Annotated in this window: 13 protein-coding genes; 6 read left to right on the top strand and 7 right to left on the bottom strand. The window is 36.6% G+C overall.

What is annotated here, in order from left to right:
* Positions 1–45: 45 nt before the first annotated feature.
* The 3 genes from arsC to ACFEMA_RS07430 all read left to right on the top strand — a co-directional run bounded on the left by arsC (position 46) and on the right by ACFEMA_RS07430 (position 3532).
* On the top strand, positions 46–387 hold the full coding sequence (gene arsC, locus ACFEMA_RS07440) for an arsenate reductase (glutaredoxin) (protein WP_411767455.1): 342 nt from the start codon (positions 46–48) through the stop codon (positions 385–387).
* Positions 388–397: 10 nt separating this feature from the next.
* Complete coding sequence (locus tag ACFEMA_RS07435; RefSeq protein WP_411767454.1) at positions 398–874, top strand: hypothetical protein; 477 nt, start codon at positions 398–400, stop codon at positions 872–874.
* A gap of 120 nt (positions 875–994) precedes the next feature.
* Positions 995–3532 (top strand): outer membrane beta-barrel protein, encoded by a 2538-nt coding sequence (locus ACFEMA_RS07430; protein ID WP_411767453.1) that lies wholly within the window; start codon positions 995–997, stop codon positions 3530–3532.
* Between the two features lies 1 nt (position 3533).
* Here the strand turns inward: ACFEMA_RS07430 and ACFEMA_RS07425 are convergent, their stop codons facing one another.
* From ACFEMA_RS07425 to ACFEMA_RS07395, 7 genes are all read right to left on the bottom strand, one after another.
* Positions 3534–4901: a serine hydrolase gene (locus ACFEMA_RS07425; RefSeq protein ID WP_411767452.1), complete on the bottom strand. Its 1368-nt coding sequence runs from the start codon at positions 4899–4901 to the stop codon at positions 3534–3536.
* A gap of 290 nt (positions 4902–5191) precedes the next feature.
* A complete protein-coding gene (locus tag ACFEMA_RS07420) occupies positions 5192–5521 on the bottom strand; it encodes a YegP family protein (RefSeq protein WP_411767451.1) in 330 nt (109 codons plus the stop codon).
* 101 nt (positions 5522–5622) lie between these two features.
* A complete protein-coding gene (locus tag ACFEMA_RS07415) occupies positions 5623–6279 on the bottom strand; it encodes an HAD family hydrolase (RefSeq protein ID WP_411767450.1) in 657 nt (218 codons plus the stop codon).
* A 218-nt stretch (positions 6280–6497) separates the two neighbouring features.
* The gene (acs, locus tag ACFEMA_RS07410; protein ID WP_411767449.1) at positions 6498–8405 is read right to left on the bottom strand and encodes an acetate--CoA ligase; all 1908 of its coding nucleotides are present in this window, start codon (positions 8403–8405) and stop codon (positions 6498–6500) included.
* A gap of 9 nt (positions 8406–8414) precedes the next feature.
* Positions 8415–10142 (bottom strand): sodium:solute symporter family protein, encoded by a 1728-nt coding sequence (locus ACFEMA_RS07405; protein WP_411767689.1) that lies wholly within the window; start codon positions 10140–10142, stop codon positions 8415–8417.
* Positions 10135–10392: a DUF4212 domain-containing protein gene (locus ACFEMA_RS07400; protein WP_411767448.1), complete on the bottom strand. Its 258-nt coding sequence runs from the start codon at positions 10390–10392 to the stop codon at positions 10135–10137. Before ACFEMA_RS07400 ends, ACFEMA_RS07405 begins: the two co-directional genes overlap by 8 nt.
* Positions 10393–10501: 109 nt before the next feature.
* Positions 10502–11872, bottom strand: a complete 1371-nt coding sequence (locus ACFEMA_RS07395) for an alanine/glycine:cation symporter family protein (protein ID WP_411767447.1) — start codon at positions 11870–11872, stop codon at positions 10502–10504.
* 201 nt (positions 11873–12073) lie between these two features.
* Between ACFEMA_RS07395 and ACFEMA_RS07390 the strand changes: the two genes are divergently transcribed.
* From ACFEMA_RS07390 to ACFEMA_RS07380, 3 genes are all read left to right on the top strand, one after another.
* Entirely contained in the window at positions 12074–13183 is a 1110-nt protein-coding gene (locus ACFEMA_RS07390; protein WP_411767446.1) for a DUF2971 domain-containing protein, read from the top strand.
* Positions 13184–13275: 92 nt separating this feature from the next.
* Positions 13276–14391 (top strand): heparan-alpha-glucosaminide N-acetyltransferase domain-containing protein, encoded by a 1116-nt coding sequence (locus ACFEMA_RS07385; RefSeq protein WP_411767445.1) that lies wholly within the window; start codon positions 13276–13278, stop codon positions 14389–14391.
* Between the two features lie 5 nt (positions 14392–14396).
* Positions 14397–15290 (top strand): alpha/beta hydrolase, encoded by an 894-nt coding sequence (locus ACFEMA_RS07380; protein WP_411767444.1) that lies wholly within the window; start codon positions 14397–14399, stop codon positions 15288–15290.
* The last annotated feature ends 15 nt before the right edge of the window (positions 15291–15305 follow it).

Here is a 15305-nt window from a genome sequence, read left to right as displayed (position 1 = left end):
CTCGTATTATTGTATCTTTGCAGTTCATTTGAAAATGAGAAGATTATGATAGAGATATACCACAATCCAAGATGTTCAAAGTCTAGACAAGGTATTGCTTTGCTTGAGTCCTATGGGGCACCTTTTAAAGTGGTACGGTATTTGGACAATACCCCAAATGAAAAGGAGCTAGAATCACTAATTGATAAATTGAATATTAAGCCCATCGAGTTGGTTCGTAAAAATGAAGCCATTTGGAAGTCGGATTTTAAAAGCAAGGACTTAACGGATTCCGAAATTATTTCGGCTATGGCACAACACCCAAAGCTTATAGAACGGCCTATTGTTGTTAAGGGACGAAAAGCTGTTATAGGTAGGCCTACAGAAAAGATTTCTACGCTTTTATAATATGTATAATATGAAAAAAATTGCCATATTTATTATTGTCTTAATCGGATTTTCATCTTTTGCGGATGCACAAGTGATGCGTCGTGGTGGCCGAATGCAACAAAATAGAATTCCGCAATCCCAACCTTCCGAGGAAGAGATAAAAAAACAGCAAGAGAAGTTTGAAAAGGAGATGAAAGAGCGCCAAGAAGAATATATTGCTAATTTCCTGACGACCTTAGATGCTGATGCTTTTCAAAAAGAGATTATTAAGCAAACCATTAATGAGTATTTTGAAAAGAAGATTGCCTTATTTAAAATACCTTATGAGAGAGTTATTGAACGTGAGGATGCCGTTAAGAACCTTAATAAAACCCATTTTGAAGAATTAAAAAAATTGATTTCCGAAAGTGATATGGAAAAAATCAATGCCATGATTGAAGGGGATTTTGAAGAAAAGGACGTCAAAAAGAAAAAGAAGAAGCGGAGAAAAAAAGATAAAGGGTAAAATCCTACATAGCTAACGTCTATACCGTATAGTAAAAACCCATTAGGCTTTAACAGAAGATTAACTAATCTGGGTTAAACCCTCCTCTATTTTTGCAGTCATACACTGTAAAAATAGAACATGGACTACCAAAAAATCACGTTATTTCTTCTCTTATTAATTATTCCAAATTTCTTATTAGCTCAAAAAGACATTACCGTTAAAGGTAAAGTTGTTGAACAGGGTACAAACTACCCTTTAGAATACGCCACGATTACATTTAAAAATGTAACTGATAATTCTATAGTCAATGGTGGTGTAACAGATACCGAAGGTGTTTTTAGTGTCGATGTCCCATCAGGTACTTACAATATTTCCGTTGAATATATTTCCTACAAAAAAAAGAACTATCAAAACCGTACTCTAACTAGTGATATTGATTTAGGTACTGTGAGCTTAGCTTTAAATGTCGAGGCTTTAGATGCCGTTGAAGTCATTGCTGAGCAAACAACGGTACAGATTAAATTAGATAAAAAGGTCTATAATATAGGTAAAGATTTAACCACTGCTGGAGGAACAGTTAGTGATGCCCTTAATAATGTACCATCTGTGGCTGTTGATATTGATGGCGCCATAAGTTTGAGGGGAAATGAAAATGTTCAGATATTAATTAACGGAAGGCCTTCAGCATTAGCCGGTTTTGGGGATAGTAACATTCTTAGTCAACTACCCGCCGAAGCTATAGAAAGAGTAGAAGTTATCACATCGCCCTCTGCACGTTACGATGCTTCTGGTACAGCAGGAATATTAAACATCATTTTAAGACAGAAAGAAACCCTAGGGTTCAACGGAGCTTTTAATTTCACCCTCGGAAACCCCGATAACCTGGGGCTTTCGGCTAATATTAATTATAGAACCGAAAAGTTTAATCTTTTCACCAATTTAGGTTGGAGATATTTTGATGCTCCAAGATATAGTTTTAGTGACGTTACACGTTTTGATAGAGTAGAAAATGGAACTGTAATAGAACCACAATATCGAAGAATTATTGAAGATGAAGATGTTGAGCGCCTAAATAGAAACTATAATGGAAATTTTGGAATGGAATATTTTTTGAGTGATAAATCTTCAATTACTGGAAGCATATTTTATCGCTTAGGAAGTGACGCTGACTTAAGCCTAAATAATAGTGATAGGTTTAATGATGGGTCAATCGTAGAGGAAACATTAAGACGAGAAAAACAAACTGAACAGGATAATAGTTATCAGCTAGCTCTAAATTTTAGACAACAGTTTGGTGAAGATAGTGACCACAGCTTAACTGCAGATTTTCAATATGAAATTGATAATGAAGAAGGATTTACTTTTTTAAACGAGGATTATATTTCGACGGACCAAACAGACCCGGAACCATTTCAACTAGAGCAAGAAACGGAAAATCAAGATCAGACCGAATACTTACTGCAAGCTGATTATGTACTTCCACTTGGTGAAGATTCAAGATTTGAAGCAGGTTTTAGATTAAATTATGAAAATCAAATCACCGATTATGTCCTAGAGCAAGAAAATATACAAACTGGACAACTCGTAGTAAATGACACTATAACTAACGTATTTGATTATGATGAAAACGTAAATGCTGTTTACACCCAATACGGTTCAAAATTCGGGAAATTTTCATTTCTAGCAGGTCTAAGATTAGAGCATACACAACTAAAGGGCAATATTGATTCTAGACTCACAGAAGCAGAGTTACAAGAGGCCTATGGCTTTCCTATAGATACAGAATTTGACAATAATTATGTAGGTCTTTTCCCTACGCTAAACCTTATTTATAACTTAGGTGGAACCGACTCTGATACTGAAGAGAGTATAACTCTTGGATATAACAGGCGAATTAATAGACCTAGAGGCTATTTTGTCAACCCATTCCCTTCTCGCTCAAGTAGAACGAATGTTTTTCAAGGTAATCCCAGTATACAACCTGCATTTGCCAATGCCTTCGACCTCGGATACTTAAAACGATGGGATAAAATAACTTTTACATCATCTGTATATTATCAAAGAGAAACTAATTCATTTGAACGTATAGAAGAAAATACGGGGCGCCAAACTACTGATGGTATTGATATTATTAGAAGTATTCCTATAAATTTATCTACCAATGACCGAACAGGTGCAGAATTAGGTGTATTATACAATCCAACGAAAAAGTTAAGATTTAATGCGAGTTTTAATTTCTTTCAGTTTAACACCGAAGGTGAGTTTAATGGTGTAGACTTTAGTGCTAAAAATACAAGTTGGTTTGCTAGATTTAGTTCAAATATTAAACTTCCTTGGCAGATAGACTGGCAAACAAATGCGAGATATCGTGGCGCGCGACAAGATGCACAAAGTGATACCGATGGTATACTATCGATTGATTTAGCATTTAGTAAAGAAATTTGGAATGGCAACGGAACTATATCCTTAAATGTACGTGACTTGTTAAATTCAAGAAAGAGACAATCATTAACTACAACCGAATTCTTTGAGCGCTATAGTGAATCACAGCGAAGATTGAGACAAGTCAATCTTTCTTTCATTTATAGGTTTAATCAGCAAAAAAACGAAAGGCGGAGAGATGGTGGTGGCCGCCAAGATGATGGTGACGGAGAAGACTTTGATTTTGAAGGATAGATTATTCTATTTTCTTCCCAGGTACGTCTTGTCCATTTTGATGCAAAGTCATACTAACAATATTGCCCGCTTCATCTTTATTAAATGTAATGCTAGCTTCTACGACTTTGAGAAAAAATTCATTGTCGGCTGAAGGGAAAATTTCAAATTCTGGTTGACCTGTAGCTTGTGCTACAAGTTGATTATCCTTTCTACTAACGGTTATAAAAAATTGAGGTGTTAGTTGGTATTTACCCACATATGAGTCTAAAATATCATTTGATAAGACCACAACCTCAGGGTATACTCTTTTTTCAGGGATTTTTAGTTCTAATGGTTGGCCCAGTATTTTTAACCCTATATTATCTACACTAAATGTAGAATTTGTAAATACAACCACGCCTTTATTACTGTCTTTTAAGAAACCTGAAAATGCTCTATAACCACCTGTTCCTCCATTATGCCAAACAATACTATCACCGTTTGAATAATGCCAGCCTAAACCAATATTAAAAGTTTTAGCATCGTTAGTATAGGCTATTTTATGACTTAGTGCCATTGCCTTATATAAGTCTGAGCCATCATCAGTTAAGTTTGCTTTTACAAACTTTACCATATCACTTGTTGTAGATCGAATAGCACCTGCACCAGCTAAAGTTGTAATGTCCCAATTACTCGTTGTTTCTAATTGCTCATTATGACCAATAGCAAGATGAGACTTCATTTTATCTGTAAATTCAATTTGTGTGTCAGCCATGTCTAGTGGCTTAGCAATTCGATTGACCACAAGACTCTCATAAGTTTTACCTGTATGCAGTTCTAAAATATGCCCCAATAACCCCATTCCTAAATTTGAATATTCATATTGAGAACCTATGTCTCTTGGTAATTCATAATTTGATAAAAAATCATATAATTGTTTTACTGAATAATCTGCAAATGGATTTTTTAAATCTGCAGGTTTAAAGTTGCCGGGCATTCTTGGCAAGCCAGACGTATGAGTGGCTAAATCTTTAAGCGTAATAACTTTATCATTTCTAACTGGGACAGTTACAGATTCTGGCAAATAATCTTGTATAGGGTCAGATAATTTCATCTTTCCTTTCAGAATTTCATCAGCCAACAGTATAGTTGTAAAGACTTTAGATATAGAGCCTATTTCATAAACTGAGTGTTTATCTACTGATTCTCCATCATTTAGCTGTGTTTTTCCATAATTATAAAACTCGACAGCATCACCAACTATATATGCCATGGATATTGATGGATTAATTCCTTTATCTACCCTAGCTTTTATATAATCTTTATAGTCGTCAGGAATTATAGCGTCTTGCGCAACAACAAATTGGGTACTTAAAATGAATAATAATAAAAAGCGAAATAATCTCATAATATCAGTTTTGAATCAATAAATACATTGAAAGTTACAATAAATAGTTCCAAATGATTCGTTTAGTCAAGTGATTTAGTTTGTGGACTATGATTTATTGTATTCATAAAAAAATAGCATTCTCATTTAAATGAAAAGAGACTGTCTAAAAAGTCGAAATTACTTGAAACTGTCACATTGAGCGTAGTCGAAATGCTCTGATAATCAAAAGTATAATTTTCTCGACTACGCTCGAAATGACAGAGTTTATTGCTCTTTAAACAGCCTCTTTTATGACGAGGTCATGCACATTAGCTTATATCCTCTATCTCTGCACTACCAGCATTTGCCTTTACAGAATCAATACCTGTCTGCATAGCAGAGTCGGAAGAATACATTTGACTAGTACCAATGACTTGTCCGTTAGTGGATTTTAAGTTAAAATAGGGCTCACCATTTTTAGATTCCAGTTTCTCAAAACAATGGTCATCAGAACAGTTTGTTTTTACGGATTCGATACCGTTTTTACAACCATCCTTACTTGTGTAGGCTTGACTACTTAAAATGTTCTGTCCATTAGCAGCTTTTAACCTAAAACGAAATTGATCACTTGCATCTCTATACAATTCAAACTTTGACATAATATTATAAATTTTTGATTCATTATAAAATAATCAATATTCGAATTGATTGTAGTAATTGATTTGAAATGGAATAAAACTTATCGCATTAAAGATAAATTTTATCGCAAAAGGCTAACTTTTTTGTAAGACACTTCATCAAAGTCCGAAATAACCAAATCTGCATAAGTATAGTCCTGACCTACAGAATGTTTGCTCTTATACCCAACACAGAATATACCTGCGGCTTTTGCAGCTTTCATACCATTGGTAGAATCTTCAATGACCATACATTCCGATGTATTATAACCTGTGGATGCAGCTGCTTTGAGGAATATTTCAGGATGTGGTTTGGATTGTTTTAAATCTGCACCACTAAACTTAGCACTAAAATACTGGTTAAGGTTAAAGCGTTCAAAAATTTGATTGATACCGTTCATCGATGCTGAAGATGCCACTACCAATGTCACGTCGTTAGAGTAATAATCTTTTATACGGTCTAAGACACCATCTATCAGTGATAATCCATCATCATTTTTGAACAAATAATTGTAGTTGTCTCGTTTCAGTTGTGTAAGTCTTTCTGAAGCAATATTTAAATCGAAATGCTCTACCAAACGCTTAGAAATATTCTTTGTCGATTGCCCTGTAAACGACGTGTAAAGTTCTTCACTTACATCAATATTCACTTCATCAAACATTTGATGATAGGCTTTTCGGTGCAATGGCTCGGTATCAATAAGAACCCCGTCCATATCGAATAACACTGCTTTTAGCATAGCATTTTAATTTTTTGCGAAGATAAAAAAGTATCTGTCATTGCGAGGACAAAGGACGTGGCAATCTTTTTTTTCTTTTTCTTCATTTTGTCTTGAAACAAAACGAAACAAAAGTTAAATATGATTTATTAGGAAATTACTAAGCAACGCTCGCTTAATATTTTTATAACTCTCCTGTTTTAGAAAAAGTTTTCCTTAAATCCTTGATCTGAATGACACTATAATTTATGGTCAATAATGTTCTGCACCACTTCAGGATTTAGCAAGGTGCTGATATCGCCTAACTGATCTGCTTCATTTGAAGCTATCTTTCTCAAAATACGTCGCATAATTTTTCCTGAGCGTGTTTTTGGTAAACCTTCTGTAAATTGTATTTTATCTAGTTTAGCAATGGGTCCTATCCTATCTGTAATCAATTGATTGATCTCTTTTCGTAAATTATCATGGTTTCGGCTTTCTCCAGAATCTTTTAAAGTCACATAGCCATATAAGGCATTACCTTTCACATCATGAGGAAAGCCAACTATGGCTGATTCTGCAACTGCTTGATGTTCGTTAATGGCATCTTCTATTGTTGCCGTACCCAAATTATGACCAGATACAATAATCACATCATCCACACGACCTGTAATTCTGTAGTAGCCCACTTCATCCCGTAAGGCACCATCACCTGTAAAATACATGTTATCATACGCTGAAAAGTAAGTGTCTTTATAGCGTTGGTGATTCCCCCAAATGGTACGCGCCATGGACGGCCAGGGGAATTTTATACACAACCGTCCATCGACCTGATTTCCTTTAACTTCATCACCATTTTCGTCCATTAAAGCAGGTTGAACACCAATAAAAGGTAAAGTGGCATAGGTTGGTTTGGTAGGTGTTGAAAACGGGATTGGAGTAATCATTATGCCACCTGTTTCTGTTTGCCACCAGGTATCTACAATCGGGCTATTTTTCTTTCCGACATTTTCGTTATACCAGTGCCAAGCTTCTTCATTGATGGGCTCTCCAACAGTTCCCAATACTTTTAAGGATGATAAATCATAAGGATCTACAAACTCAGTGCCTTGTTTTGCTAAAGCCCTGATTGCTGTTGGCGCGGTGTAAAATTGTGTGACCTTATGTTTCTGAACAATATCCCAAAAGCGACCAAAATCTGGATAACTTGGTACTCCTTCAAACATTACGGTTGTAGCACCATTAGCTAATGGTCCATAGACAATATAGCTATGACCGGTTATCCAGCCAATATCAGCCGTACACCAATACACATCGTCTTCAGTATATTGAAACACATTCTTAAAGGTGTAGGCTGTAAATATCATATACCCAGCCGTCGTATGCAACATCCCTTTTGGTTTGCCTGTAGAGCCCGAAGTATATAAAATAAACAAAGGGTCTTCGGCATCCATAACTTCCGCTTTTAAATGATTATTCGCCTTGTCCAAAAGCGGTTGTAACCAATAATCACGGCCATCTTTCATATTAATATTTGAATGGATACGTTTAGCCACCAGTACATTTTCTATGCCTTTACAGTCGTTTAGAGCGTCATCGACAATACTTTTTAAATCGATTGTTTTTTGACCTCGATACCCACCATCGGAAGTAATGACCATTTTCGCATCGCAATCATTAATTCGTGTTGAAAGTGCTTTTGATGAGAATCCTGCAAACACCACAGAATGAATGGCTCCAATACGCGCACAAGCCAAAACGGAAATCGCCAATTCTGGAATCATAGGCAAGTAAATACAAACCCTATCCCCTTTCTTGATGCCTTTGTCCTTTAGAACGTTTGCAAATTGACAAACACGCTGATGTAATTGATGATACGTAATATGCTCGGCATCTTCCGTAGGGTTATTAGGCTCAAAAAGAATAGCTGTTTTATCTCCTCGTGTTGGTAGATGCCTATCGATACAGTTTTCTGTAATGTTTAGTTTTCCGCCTTTAAACCACTTCACTTCTGGCTTGGTGAAATCCCATTCTAAAACAGAATCCCATCGCTTTTGCCACATAAAATGTTCCTCGGCGATTTCTTCCCAAAATTGTTCAGGGTTTCTAACCGATTTTCTATACACTTGAAAATATTCTTCAAATTGTTTTATGTGGTAATTACTCATGCCTATGTATTAATGACCAGTGGCTTCACCTGCTCCACTAGGAATTCTTATATGTTCTACAATCTCTTGAACCTCTTTTGGCGGAGCTTTAGTAAGCTTCATAACGGTGATTGATACTATAAAATTAAGCATCATGGCAATAGTACCAAAACCTTCTGGAGAAATTCCGAACCACCATTCGCTTTTGTCGGGGACAAAGTCATCAAACCAACCCAATTTATATTTCATCATGTACAAGAGCATACTTACGATACCGACGATCATCCCTGCAATGGCTCCTTCTTTATTCATGCGTTTATAAAAAATACCCAAAATTATGGCCGGAAAAAATGACGCTGCGGCCAAACCAAATGCCAATGCAACGACTGCCGCTACAAAGCCTGGTGGGTTTATGCCAAAATAACCAGCAACACAGACCGCACCAACAGCAGATAAACGCGCGGCTATTAATTCTCCTTTTTCTGAAATGGATGGTTTTATGATTTTTTTAATCAGGTCGTGAGACACAGAGGATGAAATCACCAATAATAAACCTGCAGCAGTTGATAATGCTGCTGCCAAGCCACCAGCGGCTACTAAAGCAATCACCCAATTAGGAAGTCTCGCAATTTCAGGATTGGCTAAAACCATAATATCCCTATCCACAATCAATTCGTTTTCTTGCTCATCCGCAACATAATTGATAAGGCCATCATTATTTTTATCATTAAAAGTGATTAGGCCTGTGGTTTCCCATTTTTTAAACCAGTCAGGAACGTCGTCATAAGGTTGATTTGAAACTGTTTCAATCATATTGGTACGCGCAAATGCCGCAACTGCTGGTGCTGTGGTGTATAGAATAACGATGAGCAACAAAGCTATTCCTGCTGACTTTCGAGCATCCTTAACGCGTTTTACGGTAAAAAAGCGAACGATAACGTGTGGTAATCCTGCTGTACCGACCATTAAAGCCAAGGTTATGGCAAACACATCGATAATGGATTTTGAACCTTCTGTATATTCATTAAAACCCAATTCAGTACTTAAGCCATCTAACTTATCCAATAAATATAGACCAGAACCATCATTCAATTCGCTACCAAATCCTAATTGCGGAATGGGATTGCCAGTCATTTGAATGGAAATAAAAATGGCCGGCACCATAAAGGCAAAAATCAACACGCAATACTGTGCGACTTGGGTATAGGTGATGCCTTTCATACCACCAAGTACGGCATAAAAGAGCACGATAAACATGCCGATAATAACTCCTGTATTGATATCCACTTCCAAAAAGCGTGAAAACACAATGCCAACTCCACGCATTTGTCCGGCGACATAAGTAAACGACACTAAAAGCGCACAAAACACAGCAACGATACGTGCTGTTTTAGAATAATAGCGATCACCAATAAAATCTGGAACGGTAAACTTTCCGAATTTTCGTAAGTAAGGCGCCAACAATAAAGCAAGAAGCACGTAACCTCCTGTCCAGCCCATTAAATATACAGCACCATCATAACCAGCGAAGGAAATAATACCTGCCATAGAAATAAAGGAAGCCGCACTCATCCAATCTGCTGCGGTGGCCATTCCGTTTGCTAATGGTGACACTCCTCCACCAGCGACATAGAAATCATTGGTGGATCCTGCTCTCGATAGTATGGCAATGCCGATGTATATCGTGAATGTTATCCCTACAATGATATAGGTCCAGGTCTGTACGTCTAAGTTGGCCATCATCAGAATGTTATTCATCATAGCCGTACTTTTTATCGAGTTTGTTCATCAGGCGGACATAGACGAAAATCAGTATGACGAACACATACATCGCCCCTTGCTGGGCAAACCAGAATCCCAGTTTAAATCCTGCAATTTTTATGGTGTTAAGCGCATCTTTGAATAAAATTCCTGCACCATAGGATACGGCGAACCAGATGCTCAAGAGGATGAGGACGTAACGGATGTTTTCCTTCCAGTAGGCTTTTGCGTTGTTTGTGTTGGACATAACTTTTTATGAGTTAATTCGATTGTTTAGTATTCGCAATATCTATTTTATATAGCCTTTAACATAGGTTTCGACTGCGCTCAACCTGACATATAGAACTGCATGTTTATCACTTTATTCTTTTAAAATACGCCTTCGCCTCTTTTACCACACGTGGCGCCAACAAAATAGTGGCTATCATTGTCGGAATTGCCATAAATGCAAATACTCCGTCTATAAAATTAATCATTGCTGAGAAATCTGTGGTTGCTGCCAAGATGATACTCCCGATATATAAAATGAGGTATAGCTTTTGTCGTTTGACTCCGAATAAAAAGGACATACACTTTGTGCCATAATACGAATACGAAAACAAGGAGGACACACTAAACACAAACACACAGAGCATCAATAAATACTGACCAATGCCAGGCATAGCATCCGAAAATGCGTAGGCTGTGAGTGTGACTCCATTAACATCTTTGGTTTGCCATACATCCGTCACCAATATGGCTAGAGCTGTTAGGGTACAGACGACCATAGTGTCAATTAAAGGCCCAAGCATGGCGACTAATCCTTCGCGAACCGGTTCATCGGTTTTAGCAGCTCCGTGTGCCATTGGTGCTGTACCAATACCTGCCTCGTTAGAAAAAGCACCGCGTCGTACTCCAAGTAAAATCAGACCACCGAGAACACCACCTAAAAAGGATTCCCCTTCTGGCAGATAGTCGGCATTAAAAGCATCCGTGAAAATAAGCGCTAAATACTGTGGTACAGCCTCAATATTTCTGAATAAAATAATCAGTACCAAAACAAAATAGAGGCCGACCATAGAAGGCACCAATTTAGACGCTATGTTGCTAATACGGTTTAAACCGCCAACAATAACAATGGTGGTTACAGCGACTAATATAAATGCAATAAGCAAATTAGATTGCAGACTCACCTCTACTCCATTTGGGATAAGGACTATATCATTAATGGCTTGTTTTAGTTGGTTGACATTCACCACAGGTAAAGCACCTAACATCCCAAAGAAGCTGAATAGTACCGCTAATGGTTTCCAATGTTTACCAAGACCTTCGACTATAAAATACATAGGGCCACCTTGAAGTTTTCCTTCACTATCTTGACCACGATACAAAACGGCCAAGGTCGATGTAAAAAACTTTGTGGACATCCCAACAATAGCACTCACCCACATCCAAAACATAGCACCAGGTCCTCCTAACGAAATAGCTAAAGCCACACCTGCAATATTCCCCATACCTATAGTAGATGCCAAGGCTGTACTCAGTGCCTGAAAATGTGATATCTCACCAGGATCATTAGGGTCATCGTATTTGCCGCGGAGCACATTAAAGGCATGACCGAGATACCGAAAACTAATAAAACGAGAGCGAATGAGCAGGTACAAACCTCCACCCATTAATAAGATAAGTAAGGGCAATCCCCAAGCGAGGGATGAGAACTGCTCCATAATACTGTTGAGTTGGTCCATAAACCCTAAATGTAGTGATTCTCGGCAATTGTTAATAATTTCTTACAAAGACAATTTATAAAGTATTGAAATAGAGGAGTAAAACATTTAACTTCGCTTATCTGCGCTGAATTTATTTCAGTGACGTTTGATATACCTCATTAAAACGGACTCGTTTCATTAAGTTGTGGCTAATACAAACTGAACATAAGATTTCTAAAAATGTTTAAATACTCACCAATAAATTCATATGCTTTAAGGAATCTTCAAAAGAATCAGATCTACTTTAATAATCCACTAAATTTTAATGACCCATTTGACACTTTTCATCCTGCGAAAATAAATGAATTGAGTAATGAAAAATTCGTTGAACAATTTTGTAATTCTAGTAAACGAAATTTTGACAAAACAGCTTTATTAGGAATAATAAACAAAAGTATATCAAAAGAAGACTTTTATGATTTTTGTGATGAACATATAGATTATATTTTTGATTTTAATCAAGGAAGCGCTAATCAAATTTTTAAAGAAAAAAAAGATTTTCTGGAGCAACTTAAAAATATTGAAGAATCAAAAACTAGTTTCCTAGAAAACATTGGTGGATTGTTTTCAGCAGTTAAGTTAAGATTACAATCAACAATTCAGGAAACGATTCATAATATTAGACAAGAAACTTTTTCGAAAATTGGTGTAAGCTGTTTTTCAAAAAACAATTTGAATTTATTGATGTGGTCACACTACGCAGATAGTCATCAAGGTTTTTGTCTTGAATTTGACTCAAGTTTTGAGCCATTTTCAAAAGCATTTGAGGTCATTTATAAATCTGAAATTCCCATTATTAATTCAGACTTACTTATGAACGAAGAAGTTGAGGCCGAATCTATAAAAAAACTTCTTTCATTCAAATCTATTGACTGGAAACACGAAAAAGAATTAAGAATTTTTCATCAAGAATCAAATAAGAGTTACTTCTATTCTAATCGTTCACTCAAAGCGATATATTTCGGAATTAGAGCAAATCAAAGTGATATTGAAATAATTTGTTCTATTATAAAATCTCAAAATCCGTCAGTCAAATTTTACAAGATGAAAAAACTAGAACTGACTTTTGGAATTGAGCCAGAAGAATTCTTTTATAACACAGCAATAGAGGTTCAATCGAGCATTTTATTAATTATTTCCAAACTATTTCCTAAAAATGAGTTTACAAGTAGTCAGATAAAAAAGGTCATAAATAATATTACAGAACTCCAATTAAAAGCGCATTTAGAAGATTTAACAAACAAAAATTTGTTAATTAAAAATAAGGGTAAATATCAATTGAATAGATAAATTACTAACCACAACACAAATACGTTGAGAATATTCATTATACACCATTAATTCCTAAATCCTATATTTGTAGCGCAACCAAAGTCTAATTAGTGCAAGCCAAGCGCCTTTATTTTATCGATGCCGTCCGTGCATTTGCCATCTTAATGATGCTGCAAGGGCATTTTGTAGATACGCTGTTAGAGCCTGTTTATAAAGATGAGTCTTATACAGCTTATAACATCTGGTACTATTTTAGAGGCATTACGGCACCGACCTTCTTTACCATATCTGGGTTAATTTTTACTTATCTCCTTATTAAAGCCAAAGAAAAAGGCCAAGAGCGATTGCGCATTAAAAAAGGACTTAACCGCGGACTAATGCTTATTGGTATTGGCTATCTGTTGCGTATTCCGTTTTTACAATGGGTAATTGGCGAGTTTAATACCTACTGGTTGGTCATTGATGTGCTTCAGATTATTGGGCTGTCCTTGATGCTCATCATTGGTTTCTACTGTTTGTGCTTTAAACGAACAACACTGTTTTCCGTAGTGATGCTATCACTAGGGTTTCTCATTTTTGTTACCGAGCCTTTATACAGAACCCTTGCCCTACCCGATTTACCGTTGGTGATTTCTAATTATATCTCTAAAGCTAATGGGTCGATCTTTACCTTATTACCCTGGTTTGGCTATATGGCATTTGGTGCGTTTTTAGCGACCTTATTTTATAAACATTTAGAAAAGCAACGCTTTAAACCTGTTACCGTTATTAGTTTCTTTGTGGTTGGGTACCTCCTTATTTTTTGGTCCTCTTATGCGCTAAAACAGCTAACCATATACACTGATATCGATTTATTTTTACGGGCTGCAAACTATAACTATCTCTTTACACGTTTGGGTAATGTCTTTGTGTATTTTGGTATTTTTTATGGCTTGGAACGTTTTATAAAAGTCCCGTTGATTTTAAAGATTGGGCAGAAAACACTATCCATTTACGTGATACATTTTATCATCATCTATGGTAGTTTTACGGGCTTTGGCCTCAATCGACTTATAGGAAAGACCTTAAGCCCTTGGGAAGCTGTCTTTGGGGCGCTGACCTTTTTGGTGGTGGTCTGTTTTATGTCGTTTTACTACGTTAAAACCAATGAGTTTATTTATTCGCACATAAGACGATTAATTGACAAACTGAAAGGAAACGACACATCGACCCGACAAAGCTCCTAAAACTTATGATGCAAAAATTAGTACTTCTATTTCTTGGTATTGGACTAATGGCCTCCGCGCAGACCAAATACTTAAATGCGGTCTATACAGACATTGAAAAAACCACACACACCTATAATAAAATTGGTAAGGACAGTCTTCAATTAGATTTTTATAAAGCCAGAACATCTGAAGGTATTGTACCACTCATTGTTTTTGTACATGGTGGAGGGTTTTCGGGCGGTCAACGCGATGCTGAAGGCACTGTGGAATTTGCCACACGCATGGCAAAACGTGGCTATGCGGTAGCTTCCATGTCCTATCAATTATTAGCCAAAAAGAACGGTTTTGGCTGTAATGTTGAAGCAACAGATAAAATAAACATCTTTGACACTGCAGCAGATGATATTGTAGAAGCAGTACGGTTTATTCTTAAAAACGACGACCTGTTTCCTATTGATGAAAACAAAGTGATATTGTCTGGCACAAGTGCTGGTGCAGAAGCCGCTTTGCACTTGGTCTATGTCAAGGAAAATAATAAACTCCCCAATAGATTTCAGTTTGCTGGAGTGATGAGTTTTGCTGGGGCAGTTATTACCACTAACAACATTACTGATGAGACTGCAATCCCAACTTTACTTTTTCATGGCACCAATGATAACTTAGTGCCCTATCACATTTCGGCACATCATTTTTGCAATCCCAGTGATAAAGGGTATTTGATGTTGTATGGCTCTAGACCCATTGCTGATAAACTAAAAGGCCTCGGAAAATCTTACTTTTTGTTTTCCATTTTGGGTGGCACTCACAGCTGGGCCAACTTACCGATGAACCGAAGTATCTCTGAAATATCGGACTTTTTGTTTCATGATGTTATCAATGGTAGCAAACGCCAAACGGAACGGACCATAGGATTGTAAAAAAGCTGGCCTCAA

The sequence above is a fragment of the Winogradskyella sp. A3E31 genome, from assembly GCF_046720935.1.
GTDB lineage: Bacteria > Bacteroidota > Bacteroidia > Flavobacteriales > Flavobacteriaceae > Winogradskyella.
The sequence above is the reverse complement of the archived record's forward strand: the minus strand, read 5'-3'. Positions and strand labels throughout refer to the sequence as shown.